The organism is Variovorax flavidus (genome assembly GCF_030317145.1).
GTDB classification, from domain to species: Bacteria; Pseudomonadota; Gammaproteobacteria; order Burkholderiales; family Burkholderiaceae_C; genus Variovorax; species Variovorax flavidus.
Window position 1 is genome coordinate 114,416 of record NZ_JASZYE010000001.1, and the last position, 15,729, is coordinate 130,144.

Annotated in this window: 13 protein-coding genes and 1 riboswitch; of the genes, 2 read left to right on the forward strand and 11 right to left on the reverse strand. The window is 66.3% G+C overall.

Annotated features, from left to right (window positions below):
• Positions 1-3 precede the first annotated feature (3 nt).
• From QTH90_RS00575 to QTH90_RS00600, 6 genes are all read right to left on the reverse strand, one after another.
• Entirely contained in the window at positions 4-774 is a 771-nt protein-coding gene (locus QTH90_RS00575; RefSeq protein WP_286662609.1) for a PilW family protein, read from the reverse strand.
• Positions 761-1,297 carry a type IV pilus modification protein PilV gene (gene pilV, locus QTH90_RS00580; protein WP_286662610.1) on the reverse strand — a complete coding sequence of 179 codons (537 nt, stop codon included), beginning with the start codon at positions 1,295-1,297 and terminating at the stop codon, positions 761-763. Before pilV ends, QTH90_RS00575 begins: the two co-directional genes overlap by 14 nt.
• Complete coding sequence (locus QTH90_RS00585) at positions 1,291-1,848, reverse strand: GspH/FimT family pseudopilin (RefSeq protein WP_286662611.1); 558 nt, start codon at positions 1,846-1,848, stop codon at positions 1,291-1,293. The genes pilV and QTH90_RS00585 overlap by 7 nt, the downstream gene beginning before the upstream one ends.
• A 155-nt stretch (positions 1,849-2,003) precedes the next feature.
• The gene (nrdR, locus tag QTH90_RS00590) at positions 2,004-2,447 is read right to left on the reverse strand and encodes a transcriptional regulator NrdR (RefSeq protein WP_286662612.1); all 444 of its coding nucleotides are present in this window, start codon (positions 2,445-2,447) and stop codon (positions 2,004-2,006) included.
• Between the two features lie 63 nt (positions 2,448-2,510).
• Complete coding sequence (gene glyA, locus QTH90_RS00595; RefSeq protein WP_286662613.1) at positions 2,511-3,755, reverse strand: serine hydroxymethyltransferase; 1,245 nt, start codon at positions 3,753-3,755, stop codon at positions 2,511-2,513.
• Between the two features lie 41 nt (positions 3,756-3,796).
• A riboswitch (ZMP/ZTP riboswitch) is annotated at positions 3,797-3,923 on the reverse strand.
• A 37-nt stretch (positions 3,924-3,960) separates the two neighbouring features.
• Positions 3,961-4,872, reverse strand: a complete 912-nt coding sequence (locus tag QTH90_RS00600; protein ID WP_286662614.1) for a transglycosylase SLT domain-containing protein — start codon at positions 4,870-4,872, stop codon at positions 3,961-3,963.
• 594 nt (positions 4,873-5,466) lie between these two features.
• Between QTH90_RS00600 and QTH90_RS00605 the strand changes: the two genes are divergently transcribed.
• Both QTH90_RS00605 and QTH90_RS00610 read left to right on the forward strand, forming a co-directional pair.
• Positions 5,467-9,273 (forward strand): DUF748 domain-containing protein, encoded by a 3,807-nt coding sequence (locus QTH90_RS00605; protein ID WP_286662615.1) that lies wholly within the window; start codon positions 5,467-5,469, stop codon positions 9,271-9,273.
• A gap of 91 nt (positions 9,274-9,364) precedes the next feature.
• A complete protein-coding gene (locus QTH90_RS00610; protein ID WP_286662616.1) occupies positions 9,365-12,214 on the forward strand; it encodes a DUF349 domain-containing protein in 2,850 nt (949 codons plus the stop codon).
• A gap of 40 nt (positions 12,215-12,254) precedes the next feature.
• Here QTH90_RS00610 and QTH90_RS00615 read toward each other — a convergent pair whose 3' ends face one another.
• From QTH90_RS00615 to QTH90_RS00635, 5 genes are read right to left on the reverse strand one after another with little or no spacing between them, the layout of a single operon-like run.
• Positions 12,255-13,052, reverse strand: coding sequence for a M90 family metallopeptidase (locus QTH90_RS00615; RefSeq protein ID WP_286662617.1), 798 nt, complete (start codon positions 13,050-13,052; stop codon positions 12,255-12,257).
• Positions 13,052-13,807, reverse strand: a complete 756-nt coding sequence (locus QTH90_RS00620; protein WP_286662618.1) for a UDP-2,3-diacylglucosamine diphosphatase — start codon at positions 13,805-13,807, stop codon at positions 13,052-13,054. The genes QTH90_RS00615 and QTH90_RS00620 overlap by 1 nt, the downstream gene beginning before the upstream one ends.
• Positions 13,808-13,821: 14 nt before the next feature.
• The gene (locus tag QTH90_RS00625; protein WP_286662619.1) at positions 13,822-14,331 is read right to left on the reverse strand and encodes a peptidylprolyl isomerase; all 510 of its coding nucleotides are present in this window, start codon (positions 14,329-14,331) and stop codon (positions 13,822-13,824) included.
• A 15-nt stretch (positions 14,332-14,346) separates the two neighbouring features.
• Positions 14,347-14,928 carry a peptidylprolyl isomerase gene (locus QTH90_RS00630; protein ID WP_444814661.1) on the reverse strand — a complete coding sequence of 194 codons (582 nt, stop codon included), beginning with the start codon at positions 14,926-14,928 and terminating at the stop codon, positions 14,347-14,349.
• A 50-nt stretch (positions 14,929-14,978) separates the two neighbouring features.
• Positions 14,979-15,560 carry a tetratricopeptide repeat protein gene (locus QTH90_RS00635; RefSeq protein ID WP_286662620.1) on the reverse strand — a complete coding sequence of 194 codons (582 nt, stop codon included), beginning with the start codon at positions 15,558-15,560 and terminating at the stop codon, positions 14,979-14,981.
• Positions 15,561-15,729 lie beyond the last annotated feature (169 nt).

A 15,729-nucleotide genomic window follows, 5' to 3' on the forward strand; every position in this document is an offset into this window, starting at 1 on the left:
GTCTCAATGGGTGCGCAAGGCAAAGACATTGCGGAAGACCAGATGCACCCGGCCGTCGCGGCGTCTGTCCGTGTTGCCGCAGGCCTTGTAGAGGTCGTCAAAGTCGGCGCTTCTCTCGTCGCCCTGGAGATCGAGACAGACTTCAATGGCGGTGACCGCGCTCCAGAGCTTCCGGCCCTCGACTGCGTCGGCGTCCATGATCTGGACTCGGCCCTCGGTCTCGACCCGATAGTTGACCTGGAGGTCCGCGACGTTGGCGATCACTGGTTCCTTTTGCGATATGCCTGCGCACCTCAATTGCCCTTGCGCGCTCACTTCGAAGGTGGCGATGACGCGATCGCCTTCATTCATACGGGTGCCGGTGCAGTCGTACTGCGCTGAAAGCCTGGGGTCCGCGGTGCCCGTCGACGCCGGGGCGAAGGCAACGGAGACGCTGTCGGGCGCCGTTCCTCCTTCGACACCGAACACCGTGGTGTTGACGCTGCCCACACCCGCAGGCTCGCCGAACGCAAAAAGCCCGGTGGCGTCGTCCTGCACCGGGTCAACCGAGCCGGCAGACCGAAACTGCGTGCCGATCACATGCAGTGCGTAGGAGCCCTGCTGCTGCAGCTGGCTCAGGTCGCTCACGTCACCTGAAGCTGCGCGCGACAGCGTCAGTGCGCCGAGGGCGGCAACGACCACCATGAGGCCGACGGTCATGGCCACCAGCAATTCGACCAGGGTCAGTCCTCGTTGGCGATCTCGCCCGGACACACGGAATTCAGGGCTGGGCATGAGCGAAGTGGCAGATCAGGCCGGTCGGGCAGAAGACTCCGGCTGCCGGGCGGTCGAGGGGGGAGGGCGTGTCATGGGCCTGTTGCCCGGTGGCTCGCCAGGCGATCGCGACACCGAGTTGTCTCGCGGCGGCGGGGGCATTCAGGTCGGTCGATGCAAAGACCTTCGCCCGGCCGAAGGGCAGCGCGTCGGCAACGGACTGCTTCCAGATCGCGCTATCCCAACGGGCGAGCGCGAGCGCGTCGCAGGTTGACGACCGGCAGTCCAGTGCCGCGGGGAGGTCGTCCCAGCCCGTCACGTAGTTCGCGAGTTGCCGGAAGCCTTCCGGATTCGCCTTGATGCGCTCGGAGAAGTCCTCGATGAGCCTCACTGCCTGCGCGCGGTGGACAGTGGTTCGCGTCTCCGCCAGCGTTCGCAGTTGGGCGCCAAGCATGCCGAGAACGGCAACGGCGAGGATCGCGATGGCAACGAGCGATTCCAGCAGCGTCGCGCCGCGCTGCCGACAGTGCCTGCGCTTCAGCATTTGTCGCCTTCCCCGGTTCGGATCCGACCGCCGGCCGACATGCACAGGACGCGCGCGGCGGCGTCGTCCCGGTCAACCGCCGATTTGAACGTGAAGCTGAATGCGCTCAAGTTCTGGAACCGGCCCCAGCGATTCATGTTCAGGTAGGTCGAAGCTCTGGGGAAGTTGGGCGTCACGAGGATGCCCCGGGGCGCCGGCCAGACCTGGATGCGTTTTTCGTCAGGGGCGAGGACGCCGTCGTTGTCGGCATCCTCGAACACGAGCCATCCGCAGCTCCAGTCGTCGGCGTCGGAGCATCCCGGCGCGGTCGCCCCGCGCAGCGTGACGTTGCCACCACGCCGCAACGCTTCGGCCCGTGCAAGGTAGATTGCAGCGCTCAGGTCGTCGGCGGCATGCCGCAGTCGGTAGCGGCTGACAAGCGTTCCGAAGCTCGGCATCGCCAACGCCATGAGAAGCGCGGCGATGGCGATCTCGACCAGCAGTTCGACGGCACTGAAGCCGCTGGAGAGGGCAGCAGGTCGCCGCGGGGCGGTGAGGCAACAGGTTGGCATGGCGGCCGGATGCTAGGCACCAGCCCGTCTTCGACGCCATGCCAAGCGACCTGTGGTGCGAGCTTCCCGATGAGTGGAAGAAACGACCGCGCCGACGAAGTTTCCGCACGATTGTGTCTGGACATTCAAGAATGTCAGACAGCTGTCGCGCCAGACTAGATGTCTCTCAGCAACTGCCTGAACTCGTCCACATCCTCGAAGCTCCGGTAGACCGACGCAAACCGCACATAGGCGACCTTGTCCAGCTTCTTGAGCTCCCGCATTACGAGTTCGCCGACCTTGGTCGAGTCGATCTCGCGCAAGCCGCTCGACAGCAACTTCTGCTCGATGCGCAGGAGCGCGTTGTCGATCTGCTCGATGCTGACCGGCCGCTTGCGCAAGGCCAGCATCATCGAAGCCCGCACCTTGCCCGCGTCGAAGTCAGCCCGGCTGCCATCCTTCTTCACCACGACCGGGAAGTTGACGTCCGGCCGTTCGTAGGTGGTGAAGCGCTTGTCGCAGGCGCCGCATTGCCGCCGGCGCCGTACGAAGTCGCCGTCCTCCGAAATGCGGGTTTCGACGACCTGCGTTTCGAGGTGGCCGCAGAAGGGGCACTTCATGCGGCGACTCCGCCCGGCATCGAGCCGTGGGGATGCGCAATGCCGGGCGTGCGTGCCATCGGCTTAGCGGTAGACAGGGAAGCGGCTCGTCAGCGCATGCACCTTGGCGCGGACCGCTTCGATGTTGGCTGCGTCGCGCGGGTTCTCGAGCACGTCCGCGATCAGGTTGGCCGTCGCGCGGGCTTCCTCGTCCTTGAAGCCGCGGGTCGTCATGGCCGGGGTGCCGATGCGCACGCCGCTGGTGACCATCGGCTTTTCGGGGTCGTTCGGGATCGCGTTCTTGTTGATGGTCATGTGCGCATCGCCCAGCACGGCCTCGGCTTCCTTGCCGGTGATGCCCTTGGCGCGCAGGTCGACCAGCATCACGTGGCTTTCGGTACGGCCGCTCACGATGCGCAGGCCGCGCGCGGTGAGCGTCTCGGCCACGATCTGGGCGTTCTTGACCACCTGTTGCTGGTAGGTCTTGAATTCGGGCGAGAGCGCTTCCTTGAAGGCGACGGCCTTGGCGGCAATGACGTGCATCAGCGGACCGCCCTGGAGGCCGGGGAAGATGGCGCTGTTGATCGCCTTCTCGTGCTGCGACTTCATCAGGATGATGCCGCCGCGCGGGCCGCGCAGGCTCTTGTGGGTGGTGGAGGTGACCACGTCGGCGTGCGGCACCGGGTTGGGGTACACGCCTGCGGCCACGAGGCCGGCGTAGTGCGCGATGTCGACCATGAAGATCGCGCCGACGTCCTTGGCGACCTTGGCGAAGCGTTCGAAGTCGATGCGCAGGGAGTAGGCCGAGGCGCCCGCGATGATCAGCTTGGGCATCGATTCGTGCGCCTTGCGTTCCATCGCGTCGTAGTCGATCTCTTCCTTGTCGTTCAGGCCGTAGCTCACGACGTTGAACCACTTGCCGCTCATGTTGAGCGGCATGCCGTGGGTCAGGTGGCCGCCTTCGGCCAGGCTCATGCCCATGATGGTGTCGCCGGGCTTCAGGAAGGCCAGCATGACGGCTTCGTTGGCGGAGGCGCCGCAATGGGGCTGCACGTTGGCGGCGTCGGCGCCGAAGAGTTGCTTGACGCGATCGATGGCCAGCTGCTCGGCCACGTCGACGTGTTCGCAGCCGCCGTAGTAGCGCTTGCCGGGATAGCCTTCGGCGTACTTATTAGTGAGCTGCGAGCCTTGGGCGGCCATGACGGCCGGCGACGCGTAGTTTTCGCTCGCGATGAGCTCGATGTGGTGTTCCTGGCGGGCGTTCTCGGCCTGGATGGCGGCGAAGATTTCAGGATCGGTCTGTTCGACCAGGATGTTGCGGTGGTACATGGCAGTCCTTCAAGACGATGGTCCTTGTTCTTCAACCAAACAAGGGCTGCCCAGGCGAACGGCTGAACACCTGCTCGGGTCCGCAGGCGGCACGCTTCCCAGTGGTAGTCCACGTCAGCGCAATGCACCTGAAAAGGGTTGCGCCTATCGCCAGTCGCGTGCTGGCCGAGTGTAGCCGACGGCGATTGCCGTCGTCCTGAAAAGCCTATGAGTGGGCGAGCAGCGCCAGATGCTGCGAATCCTGCGCGGCCTGCGGCGCCTGCCGTTCCTGCGGCGCGTCCTGCGCCTCCTGCAACTCGGACTTCGGCTGCTTGGCCGGCGCCGCGACCGGCACGGGGTTCGTACGCGTGCCCGGCGCGGGAGGAGTCACGACGGAAGGAGGCGTGTTGACGGAAGGCGCACGGCCGCCGACGACCTGGCGCAGGCGCTCATGCTCGGCAAGCACCTTGACGGCGTAGCCGCCATCGTCGCTGAGGTTGGCCGCGCCGACGTAATAACGGAGGCCACCTTCGAGCGAGCCGGCCCGGGCGATGCATTCCTGCAGCACCTTGACGCCGACCCGCATGTTGGTCACCGGGTCGAAGGCCGTGAGAGCACCGCCGGCGGGTTCGTACTTTTCGCCGTGGACGCGGGTCATGACCTGCATCAGGCCCTGGGCGCCGACCTGGCTCTGGGCGAACGGGTTGAAGCTGGATTCGACCGCCATGATGGCCAGGATGAGTGTGGGGTCGAGCTTGGTGCGCTTTCCCAGGTCAAAGGCTTCGGCGACCAGCACGCTCAGGGGCTCGACGGCCACGCGGTATTTCTTGCTGAGCCAATAGGCGACCGCGGCCTGCTGTTTGGGCAGGACATGCGGGCTCGCCGCCGTGGTGCGTTCGATGGCCGTGGGCTCCAGGTCGCTGACCTCGGGCGGCGGCTTGCGTGACTGCAACCAGCCCATGAGCTGCTCTTCGCCGGTTTGCCGGAGGTCCGGGCGTGCGGCCAGGGCCAGCGCGGCGAACACGATGGCAAGCCCTACCAGGGCAAACCCGTTGTGGGTGATTTCGAAGAAGCCGTCCACCACGTCGGACGCAAAGGTCCGTAGCCCTCGGGCTGTGGCATCAAACGCCTGTCTCATCGCTCTTCCTTTCTGTGCGGCGCCTGATCACGACGCCACGAGGGCGAAGCTAGAAGGCAACGGCGCTTGGATTGGTACGAATCAGGTCCGCGCAAGGTAGGGGGAGGGCGCGGCAGCCTGATCAAAGCCGGTGGAACTCGGCAGCGGATCTGGGAGCCCGGCCGCGTCTGGCGGCTCGGGGAAGCTGGCATTCTAGAAGTGGCTAAATACCCGGTCAAGAATAATGAATTGGTTTGTTATTCTAATTTCGATGTAAAAAATGTTCGAATTAGTTCGCGAATCGAGGCGAACTGGTCCATTGAAAACCTCATTTGCAATCGCCTGGCGACGCGCCTAGGCTGAGGGGGCCTGAGCTTTTCAGGCGTTTCACCAAGGTCCAGTAGCCGGAGGAGAAATCCGAAGGTTCAGCGGCTGAGGCCCATCGGTGGCAATCTCTTGCTGCCAGCATGACCGGAACGATTGAACTTCCGGTCGAGCGAAAAGATGGCATGGGCGTTGCGTCCGCCATCGAGCCCGGAGACCGGACTTTCCGTCGGGTCTCCGGGCTTTCTTGCTTCTGGGAAGCCACCGGCGTTTGGGGCACACTCCCCGTCGATGAATGCTGCTTCGCTGAAACAGAACAAATGGGTGCGGCGTGGAGTCGTGACGCTGCTGGTCCTGCTGGTCGTCTGGGCTATCGCTTGGCTGGCCGTGCCGCCGATCGCCAAGAACCAGATCCAGAAGATCGCCAGCGAGAAGCTCGGCCGCCAGGTCACGGTCGGCAAGATCGACTTCAAGCCCTGGACCCTCGAAGTGGCGGTGAACGACCTGCAAATCGCCACGGCCGACGGCAGCGGGCCGCAAGTGGCGATCCGCCGGATCTATGCCGATGCCGAACTGCAATCAATCCTGCGCCTGGCGCCCGTGATCGACGCAGTCACCATCGAATCGCCGGCGATCCGGCTGACGCATCTGGCCGACGGCAAGTACGACATCGACGACATCCTCGCCAAGCTGGCGCCCAAGCCGGATGCGCCCAAGAGCGAGCCACCGCGCTTCGCCATCTACAACATTGGCATTTCGGGCGGCTCGGTCAATTTCGAGGATCAGAAGGTCAAGCGCACGCATGAGATCCGGGATTTCGTCCTCAACGTCCCATTTCTCAGCAATCTGGCGTCCCAGCGCGAGGTCAAGACCGAGCCGAGGCTGGCTTTCGTCCTGAACGGCAGCAAGTTCGATTCCGCCGCGTCCTCCACACCCTTTGCCGACAACCGCAAGACCGACGCCCAACTGAGCTTTCAGGACCTCGACCTGGTGCCCTATCTGGGCTACATACCAGGAGGCATGCCGGTCGCCTTGAAGGCGGGCAAGCTCGATGCCGACCTCAAGGTCGATTTTGAGCAGGCTGCCACGACCGGGCTCAAGATCACCGGCACCATCGGGGCGCACGGCATCCAGTTGGTGGACTCCAAGTCGCGCGATCTGCTGGGATTCGATTCACTCCAGGTCGCCTTGGCCGACGTCAGGCCGCTGGAGCGCGTTGTGCATCTCAGCGAGGTGGCTTTGGCCGGGCCGGACCTGGTCGTTGCACGCGATGCGGGCGGCCAACTCAACCTGCTGGCGACGGACCGGGCCACCGGCGCCCAGGAAAAGGCCGCAAGCATTCCCGCCCCGGACGGCGACGCTGCGTCCAAGCCGGCGGAGCCCCAGCCATGGCGCATCCAGGTCAACAAGGTGGCTCTGACCGGCGGTGCGGTCGGCTGGCGGGACCAGACCACCCAGCCGGCCGCGGCGATCGATGTGAAGGATCTCGCGGTAGAGGTTCACGCGGTGACCTGGCCAATGGAAAAGCCGGCGCAGTTCAACGGCTCGACCTCCGTTGGCGGTGCGGCCATCAAGTTCAGCGGGGAGGGGACCGACAAGGTCGCCCAGGTACAGACCGAAGTTGCGTCGCTGCCCCTGTCGCTTGCGGCGCCGTACCTGGCCCAGAGCCTTGAGCCCACCCTGGACGGCAAGCTGAGCGGCCAGATCGAGGTTGCGTGGGCGAAGCCCGATCTGAAGTTCAAGGCGCGCAACGTCGTGGCCGAGGGCCTGGCGCTCACGCAGGCCAAGACCGCCCTGGCGAGCGTGGGACGCTTCGAAATCGCCGATGCCGAAGCCGACATGACGAAGCACACCCTCGCCATCGCCTCCTTCACCGCGACGAACCCGAAGGTCCGGATCGAGCGCGACAACGAAAAGCGCTGGATGTTCGAGCGCTGGCTGAAGGCTCCTCCGGGCGGCAGCCAGAGCGGCACGGCCGACGCCAAGGTCGCTGCGCCCAAGGATCCCAAGGCCGCCGAGGCGCCTGCGGGCGCGAACACCAAGCCATGGGAGCTTTCCATCGGCACGGTGGCCGTCGACAACGGCGCACTCTCTTATGAGGACAACGCCAGCGCCACGCCGGTGGCCTTCGAACTCAGCGCCCTGAACGTCAAGGCGCAGAAGATCACGCCGAACACCGCCACCGTGTCTCCTCTCAAGCTGTCGGGGCGTATCGCCGCCGGTCGTGCGGAGCCAGGCCGGTTCGAATACGACGGCAACGTGGTGCTCAAGCCCGTTTCGGCGGAAGGCAAGCTGACGGTCGCGTCCCTGCCGGCCCACGCCTTCAAAGCCTATTACGCGGATGCGCTCAACATCGACATTCGCCGCGCCTTTGCGAGCTATCGCGGCACGGTCAAGTTTGCGACCTTGCCCGCGGGCATGAGCTTGCGGCTGGCCGGCGATACCGCGGTGGACGACTTCCGTGCCAATAGCATTGTGCTGACCCAGGCGCCCGGCCTGTCGCGAAACAATCAATTGCTGAGCTGGAAGACCCTGGGCCTCCGGGGTGTTCAGGTGAAACTGGAGCCGGGCGCTCCGTTGGCGGTCGATGTGCGCGAGACCGCGCTGACCGATTTCTATGCCCGCGTCATCATCGATCCGACCGGCCGATTGAATCTTCTCTATCTGGTGAAGAAGCCCGGGGAGGCGGCAGCCCCGGCGTCTGCCGACGCGCCGGCACCCGAGGTCACGACGAAACGCAGCCTCGGCGGCACGAACACGACGACCGCCAGCCGGCGTCCGGCCGCACGAACGCGAGGTGCGCCGCCGCCACCGCCGGCCGAACTCATGGTCGGCGGCGCGGCAGAGCCCCCGAAGGCTGCGCCGGTCGCCGCAGCGGCGCCGACCGAGCCCTCAGGTCCGGCCCCGGTCATCAGTTTCGGCCCGATGAGCCTGGTCAACGGCAAGATCGACTTCTCCGACCTGTTCATCAAGCCCAACTATTCGGCCGACCTGACCGAACTGACCGGCAAGCTGAGCGCCTTTTCGTCCAAGCCGCAAGGTGACAAGCCTGCGCTGGCGGACCTCGAGCTACGCGGCAAGGCGCAACAAACTGCTTCGCTGGAAATCACGGGCAAGCTCAACCCGCTGGTCAAGCCGCTCGAACTGGACATTACGGCCAAGATGCGAGAGCTGGATCTTCCGCCGCTCTCGCCCTATTCGGTGCGCTTCGCCGGCCATGGCATCGAGCGCGGCAAGCTGAGCATGGACGTCAACTACAAGATTGCGCCGGACGGCACGCTGACGGCGTCCAACAGGGTGATCCTCAACCAGCTGCAGTTCGGCGAACAGGTCGAGGGCGCCCCGGCCAGCCTGCCGGTGCGCCTGGCCGTGGCGCTGCTGGCCGATCGGAACGGCGTCATCGACATCGACCTGCCGCTCAGGGGATCGATCAACGATCCGCAGTTCAGCATCGGGCCGCTGATCCTCAAGGCGATCGTCAACCTGATCGCCAAGGCAGCCACCGCTCCGTTTGCCCTGCTGACCGGCGGATTCGGCGGCGGCGGCGAGTCGAGCGTGGTCGGCTTCGCGCCGGGCAGTTCGGAACTCTCGACCGAAGCCAAGGAAAACCTCGACAAGGTGGCCAAGGCACTCACCGACCGGCCCAACCTCCGGATGACGGTGATCGGCATGTCCAGCCTCGACAAGGAGCGGGAGGCTTACCAGCGTCAGCAAGTCCGGCGGCTTGCCCAGGCCGAGAAGCGCCGGGCCTCGGTCCGTGCGGGCGAGGATGCCGCCGAGGTGGCGCCCTTGACCGATGCCGAATACCCGGCGCTGCTGGCAGCTGCCTACAAGCGATCCGAGGTCAAGAAGCCGCGCAACATGGTCGGACTGGCCAAGGACTTGCCGACGAGCGAGATGGAGGATCTGCTGATGGCCAGCATTGCCGTCGACGAGGAGTCGATGCGGCAGCTGGCGGTGGACCGTGGCGCCGCAGTGCGTGACTACCTGCTGGAGCAGAAGTTGCCCAGCGAGCGACTCTTCCTCGGCGCGGTGCGAACCAAGGCCGATGGCGACAACTGGAAACCAGGTGCCGAGCTGAAACTGGCCACCCGCTGATCCGGGCAGCCGCAAGTCGGTGAAAATGGGGCGGTGCGCCGGCAATTGCCGGCGCCTTCGCTTTTTCTCTACAGATAACGACATTCGCGCAGTGACTTCAACTTCCTCCAAGCCTCACGACATCCAGTCCCTCGACACGTTGACCGGGGGCGCCTTCACTGCGCCCACATCCGGGGAGCGTGCGCAGCGCATCCGCGAGTGGCTCGCGAGCAACCCGGCGCCCGAGCGCGTGCAGGACGTGTTCAAGGAAATGAGCGGCCGCGACAAGGGTGCGGCGCGCCCGCTGCGCGAAAAGCTCGACGAACTCCGCCGCGCCAAGGACCAGGAGGCCATCGCGGTCGAGTGGACGCACAAGGCGGAGGCCTTGCTGGCGCAGCCCAAGCTCAACATCGCCGACGCGCTTGCCTGGCAGCGCGATGCGGCAAAGGCGGGTGCCCCCTTGTCCCGGGAGCCGCTCGCGGGCTTCAAGCTGCGGCTCGCCGAGCGTGTGAAGGGCATCGAGGATCTGCAGCACCGCGCGCAGGTCCATCGCGAAGCGGCCGTGCTGCTGGCGCAGCGCTTCGAGGTGCTGTCGACCAAGAGCTGGCGTGACGCCCAGGCCGCGGAGGAAGCCCTGCGGGCCGACGTCGCGCACTGGCAGCAACAGGCTGCCGAAATCACCGCCGACGGCAACTGGAGCAGCCTCGACGCGAGGTTTGCACCCCAGCTCGAATCCTCCAAGGCGCAGCTTCTGGTGGTGTCCGACGCATTCCATGGCGCGCTGGCCCAGGCCCAGGCCGCGGCGGCCGATGCCGCCGCGCCGCTGCCGCCCGTGCCCGTGTGGGCTGACGAACTGCGCATTGCGCGAGGTGGCGCGCCCGAGGTCGCACCGGTTGCAGCGCAGAAGCCCGCAGCGCCGAAGGTCGATCCAGAAAAGCGCGCTGCCGCGCAGGACGCCGTGCAGGCCGCGCTGGTCAAGCTCGAACAGGAAACCGCTGAAGGCCACGGCAAGGCCAGCGCCGGAGCGGCCGCTGCGCTGCGCGCGGTGCTCAAGGAGCACGGCCGGCTGGTCGACGCTCCGCTCGAAGCCCGCGTGCATGCGGCCTTGGTCGCCGCCGGCGAGCTCGAAGGCTGGCAGCGTTGGAGCGCCGACAAGGTTCGCGAAGAACTGGTCGCCAAGGCCGAAGGTCTGCTGAAGCGCCCGGAGGGTCAGGCTCTGGGCGGCCGCAAGATGCAGGAAACCCTGCGCAGCTTGCGTGAGCAGTGGAAGCAGTCCGACCAGGGCGGCGTGCCCAACCACGCGCTCTGGAAGCGTTTCGACGAAGCATGCAACGAAGCCCACAAGGTCGTGGAGGCCTGGCTCGAAAAGGTCCGCGCCGATGCGGCCGAGCACCGCGCCCAGCGCGTCGCGCTGATCGAGGAAGTGAAGGCCTGGGCGGCAGAGCATGCGCAGGCATCGGACCTGAAGGCGCACAACCGCGCACTGCATCAGTTCGCCGACCGCTGGCGTGACGCCGGCCACGTCGGCGAGAAGGTGTTTGCCGAGCTCCAGACGCAATGGACCGAAGTCTTCGGCGCCGCACGTGCGCCGTTCGAGGCCGCGCAGAAGGCGAGCGTCGAGCGTCGGCAGGCCATGATTGCCGAGGCGGCCGAGCTTGGCGCCGCGCCGATGTTGCGCATCGACGCCGTCAAGGCGCTGCAGCAGCGCTGGCAGGCGGAAGCCCAGTCGGTGCCGCTCGACCGTCGTCACGAACAGAAGATGTGGGACGCCTTCCGCGCCCCGATCGACGAGGCGTTCAATCGCAAGAGCGCGGAGCGCGAAAAGGCTTCTGCCGCGATGAGCGAGCACGACCGCCACGTGCTGAACGCATCGAAGGCGCTCGAAGCAGCCAACAGCACCGGCGATGCGCAGAAGATCCGCGCCGCCGTGGCGCAGCTGGAAGCCGCAATGCGCGGTGAAGCGCCCCCGCCTGCGCCCAAGACAGCAGCGGCGGTGGAGCCGACTCAACCGGCGCAAGCCGACGGCCCCGCCGTGGGCGCCACGGAAGTGGTCGCCCCGGGGCAGGCTGCAGCCGAGTTCAGCGAAAGTGCCGGGCAGTCGCCTGCGCCCGAAGACGCCGAAGCGGCGCCTGCCGACGTGCCGGCCGAGGTTGCCGCGCCCGCAGCCGATCTGATCGCTCCCGCCGACGGCGCAGACCCGTCGGCACGTTCGGACGCCGACGCGACCGAAACCAGCCCGACGCCGGCAGCACCTCCCAAGCCCTCGCCCAAGCCGGTGATCGCAGTGCGTGGCGATGACCGGCCAGGGAACAAGAAGGCCGAACCCGCGCCGAGCGGCCGCGGCGGCAAGTTCGGCGATCGCCGTGACAGCCGTGGGGCCCCCGGTGCCCGTCCCGGCGAGCGGACCCCGCGCGCTGGCGACCGGGGCGATCGCGGCGCTCCCGCCGGTGGCGGACGCTTCGGCGACCGCCCGCCGCGCTTCGAGGACCGTGGTCCGCGCCTCGGCGATGCTGCTTTCCGCGCGCAGCGCGAAGCGCTCGAACGTGCTGACCTCGCGCTGCGCAAGCTCGCGGCACAGGCGCACGGCGAAGCGCTCACGCAGGTGCTCGGTGCCTGGGAAAAGCGCGATGCGGCACAACTGCCCAGCGTCCAGGAACTCGGCCGCGCCGTGACCCCTGCCGTGCGCACCAGTTGGTCGCAAGCCGTCGGTTCCGCGCCGTCGGCGCAGGCCAACGATGCGGCTGAAGCATTGCTGCGCCTCGAAATGGCGGCAGAAGTGCCGACGCCCGCGGAGCAACTGGAAGCGCGGCGAGCCTTGCAACTCAAGCTCCTGACGCGACGCGGCGATCCGGCGCCGGCGCAGACCTGGGGTCAGGATGCCGGCAAGGTGCTGGCAGCACCGCACGATGCCGCATCGGCACGTCGTCTGCAGAACGCGCTGAAGGCGCTCTTGCGCAAGTAAGCGTGACAGGGTGCCGGCCTGCCTTCGGGCAGGCTGGCGATCACACGTTGTCGATCGGCGTGAAGAATTCGTCGAACAACGACACCAGTGCCGGGAAGTCGGCCTCAAGGCGGGCGCGATTCACGAAGTAGGCCTCGCAGGCGACCGCGAAGAATTCGCCGGTCGACTGGGCGCCGTAGTCGTCCAGCCAGGGCGGCTCGCCGCCGAAGCGATCTGCCAGGATGGTTTGCTCGCGGAAGGTGTCATAGGCCGGCTGCAACACTGCAAACCACGCAGCGCGCGCCTCCCGTGGGCTCGAGGTGCCACGGAAGCCCGGTGGCAGTGGCGGGCAGCCGTCGAACGCGCCACCGCCACGCAGGTCGATCTTGTGGGCGAATTCATGGATGACGACGTTGTAGCCCTCGGCACGCGTGACGCTGCTGGCAAGCACGTCCTGCCAACTCAGCATCACCGGGCCCCGGTCCATGGCCTCGCCTGCCACGACCTCTTCATATTCGTGCACGACGCCCGTGGCGTCGGTTGTCTTGCGGAGCGCGACGGCCTCGGAGGGATGCACCACGATCCCGACGAAATCGTCATACCAGTTCAGTCCACCTTTCAGGTGCAGCACGGGCAGCACGGCCTGCGCCGCCACGGCCAGCGCGACTTCGTCGGTGATGACGAAGCCGTGCGCACCATGAAAGCGCTTGTCGCGCAGGAATTCCGCGGCGAGCTGGCGCAGGCGCTCCACGTCGGACGCCGGCCGCTCGCCAAGAAAGCGGTAGCGCGCGAGAGTGGCCTGCCAGGCGGCGTCGGGGATTCGTGGCGGCGCGCGCAGGCTGCGCAGCCAGGAGAACATCAGCGCAGGTCGACGCGTTGCGCGCCGGCGCTCGAGATGCACAGCAACTGCGCCCGCGCCGGATGCGCGGTGACATCCCAGTCGCTCAGCACGATGCGTTCGAGGCCGTCACCCAGCGCGTGCGTGGCCGGTTTGTGGGTGTGGCCGTGAACGAGCGTGCTCGCATTGGCCTGGCGGAGCCAATCGCGGGCGGCGTCCGGATCGACGTCGGCCCAGACCATGCCGGGGCTCTGCTTGCGGTCTTCGCTTTGTGCGCGCACCGAGCGCGCCAGGGCGCGGCGCTCTTCCATCGGACGGGCGAGCACGGCTTGCTTCCACTCTGGCGTCCGCACCTGGGCCCGGAACCGGAGGTACTCCGTGTCCTCGAGGCAGAGTGCGTCGCCATGGCTCAGCAGCCAGCGCTTGTCGTGCAGGACCAGCACGGTCGGATCGTCGAGCAGCGTCAGCCCGCATTGGGCCGCGAATGCGGCGCCAACGAGGAAGTCGCGGTTGCCGTGCATGAAGTAGACCGGTCGACGCTCGGCCGCCGTGCGCAGCAATTCGGCGCATTGCGCCTCGAAGCCGGGCAGGGTGGCTGCGTCGTCGCCGATCCAGACCTCGAACAGATCGCCGAGGATGAAGATCGCGTCGGCAGGCGTGGTCTCGAGATAGCCCTGCCAGGCGCCGAAGGTCGCGGTGTCCGAGGCCTGCAGATGGAGGTCGGAGATGAGATCGACCGTGCGCCAGCCTGCAGGAGCGACGATCTCGGCGAACACCACGATTCGCGGGCTCAGCTCTTGACGACGGCCTTCTCGATCACGACATCCTCGAGCGGCACGTCGTCGTGAAAGCCCTTGCGGCCGGTCTTCACTGCCTTGATCTTGTCGACGACTTCCTTGCCGCCGACGACCTTGCCGAAGACGGCGTAGCCCCAGCCCTGCGCCGAAGGTGCAGTGTGGTTCAGGAAGCCATTGTCGGCCACGTTGATGAAGAACTGCGCGGTGGCGGAGTGGGGCGCGCTGGTGCGTGCCATCGCGACCGTGTAGTTGTCGTTCTTGAGGCCGTTGTTGGCTTCGTTCTGGATTTCTGCACCGGTCGGCTTTTGCGACATGCCGGGCTCGAAACCGCCGCCTTGCACCATGAAGCCGGGGATGACGCGGTGGAACACGGTGTTGTCGTAGTGCCCCTTGGTCACGTAGTCGAGAAAGTTCTCGACGGTCTTGGGTGCCTTGTCCTGATCGAGTTCGAGCGTGATCACGCCCTGATCCTTGATATGCAGTTCGACTTGGGGATTGCTCATGGGGGCTCCTTCGGATTACTTCGCCAGGGTGGCGGATTGGATGGTGATGGTTTCGAGCGGCACGTCCGACATGCCGCCCTTGTTGCCCGTGCGCGCGGCGCGGATTTTGTCGACGACCTCGGTGCCGGAGACCACCTTTCCGAACACGGTGTAGCCGTAGCCGTCCGGGTTGGGCGCGTTGAGGCGGGCGTTGTCGACGACGTTGATGAAGAACTGCGACGTGGCGGAGTTGGGGTCGGATGTGCGCGCCATCGCGACGGTGTACTTGTCGTTCTTGAGGCCGTTGCTGGCTTCCAGCGGCACAGGCGCCCGCGTCGGCTTCTGCTTCATGTCCGGCGTGAATCCGCCCCCCTGGATCATGAAGCCGTCGATCACGCGGTGGAACACCGTGCCGTCGTAGTGCTTGTCCTTGACGTACTGCAGGAAGTTGTCGACCGTCTTCGGCGCCTTGTCGGGCGCGAGTTCGATGACGATATCGCCGGCCGAGGTGGTGAGTTTCACGCGTGGCGCGCTCTGCGCCCAGCTTGCGGTTCCTGCGAAGGCCAGCGTCGTGGCCAGAACCAGCGCCGTGCGGCGCGAAAAGGCTTGAAGTGTCACGGGAGGATCGCTTTCGACAAAGATGCGCCGCAGCGCGGTCTGCGCGCGCCTTACTGGCGCACGGGCTTGCGAACGGCAGACGTCGCTGGAGGCAGCGCGCTGGTCGTCGGAGTGCTGAACATCTGGCGGATCAGCGCGAGCTTCGGGGGCACGGTCGTGTTGCCGGATTCGAGCTGCTGGGCCCGGCCATAGGATTGCGCCGCAAGGCGAGCGTAGATGTCGCCGAGGTTCTCGTGCGCCGTGGCGTAGTCCGGGTTGAGCTTGATCGCCATTTCGAGCGCGGCGCGGGCCTTGTCGAACTGGCTTTGAGCTGCGTAGAGCGCCGCGAGGTTGTTGTAGGGCTCGGGCAGTTCGGGGAATTCCTGGGTCAGTTGCGTGAAGGCTGCGATGGCCTCGGCCTGTTTGCCTTGCTCGGTCAGGATGACGCCACGAAGGAAGCGCATCTGCGGGTCGCGCGGCTTGCCAGCGATGTAGGCGTCGGCCTTGGCCAGGGCCTCGTCCGCCTTGCCCTGGCGCAGGAGCGCATTGACGTCGGAATAGTCGTCGGCATGGGCCGCTCCGATCATCAGGGCCAGCAGCAGGACCGGGAAAATTCGGAGGAGGGATGAGAACGAGAAAGCGGCGTGCTTCATGAAGCCTCAAGAGAAAGAGGAGGGCGGGCCTTCGTAAACACGCGGAAAATATCCGTCGGTGGCCGTTTACAATGCGCAGGATTGTAGCCGAGGGTCCACGTCCAGTTCCTCGTTGCCACACCACTTCCACCCCTGAAAAAATAGCGTCCTTCGCCCGTTCTTGCACGCG

Excerpts from the sequence above, each read along its gene's own strand:
- QTH90_RS00600 (WP_286662614.1), bottom strand. The coding sequence starts at position 4,872 with ATGAGACAGGCGTTTGATGCCACAGCCCGAGGGCTACGGACCTTTGCG.
- nrdR (WP_286662612.1), bottom strand. The coding sequence starts at position 2,447 with ATGAAGTGCCCCTTCTGCGGCCACCTCGAAACGCAGGTCGTCGAAACC.
- QTH90_RS00575 (WP_286662609.1), bottom strand. The coding sequence starts at position 774 with ATGCCCAGCCCTGAATTCCGTGTGTCCGGGCGAGATCGCCAACGAGGA.
- QTH90_RS00625 (WP_286662619.1), bottom strand. The coding sequence starts at position 14,331 with ATGAGCAATCCCCAAGTCGAACTGCATATCAAGGATCAGGGCGTGATC.
- pilV (WP_286662610.1), bottom strand. The coding sequence starts at position 1,297 with ATGCTGAAGCGCAGGCACTGTCGGCAGCGCGGCGCGACGCTGCTGGAA.
- glyA (WP_286662613.1), bottom strand. The coding sequence starts at position 3,755 with ATGTACCACCGCAACATCCTGGTCGAACAGACCGATCCTGAAATCTTC.
- QTH90_RS00635 (WP_286662620.1), bottom strand. The coding sequence starts at position 15,560 with ATGAAGCACGCCGCTTTCTCGTTCTCATCCCTCCTCCGAATTTTCCCG.
- QTH90_RS00615 (WP_286662617.1), bottom strand. The coding sequence starts at position 13,052 with ATGTTCTCCTGGCTGCGCAGCCTGCGCGCGCCGCCACGAATCCCCGAC.
- QTH90_RS00585 (WP_286662611.1), bottom strand. The coding sequence starts at position 1,848 with ATGCCAACCTGTTGCCTCACCGCCCCGCGGCGACCTGCTGCCCTCTCC.
- QTH90_RS00605 (WP_286662615.1), top strand. The coding sequence starts at position 5,467 with ATGAATGCTGCTTCGCTGAAACAGAACAAATGGGTGCGGCGTGGAGTC.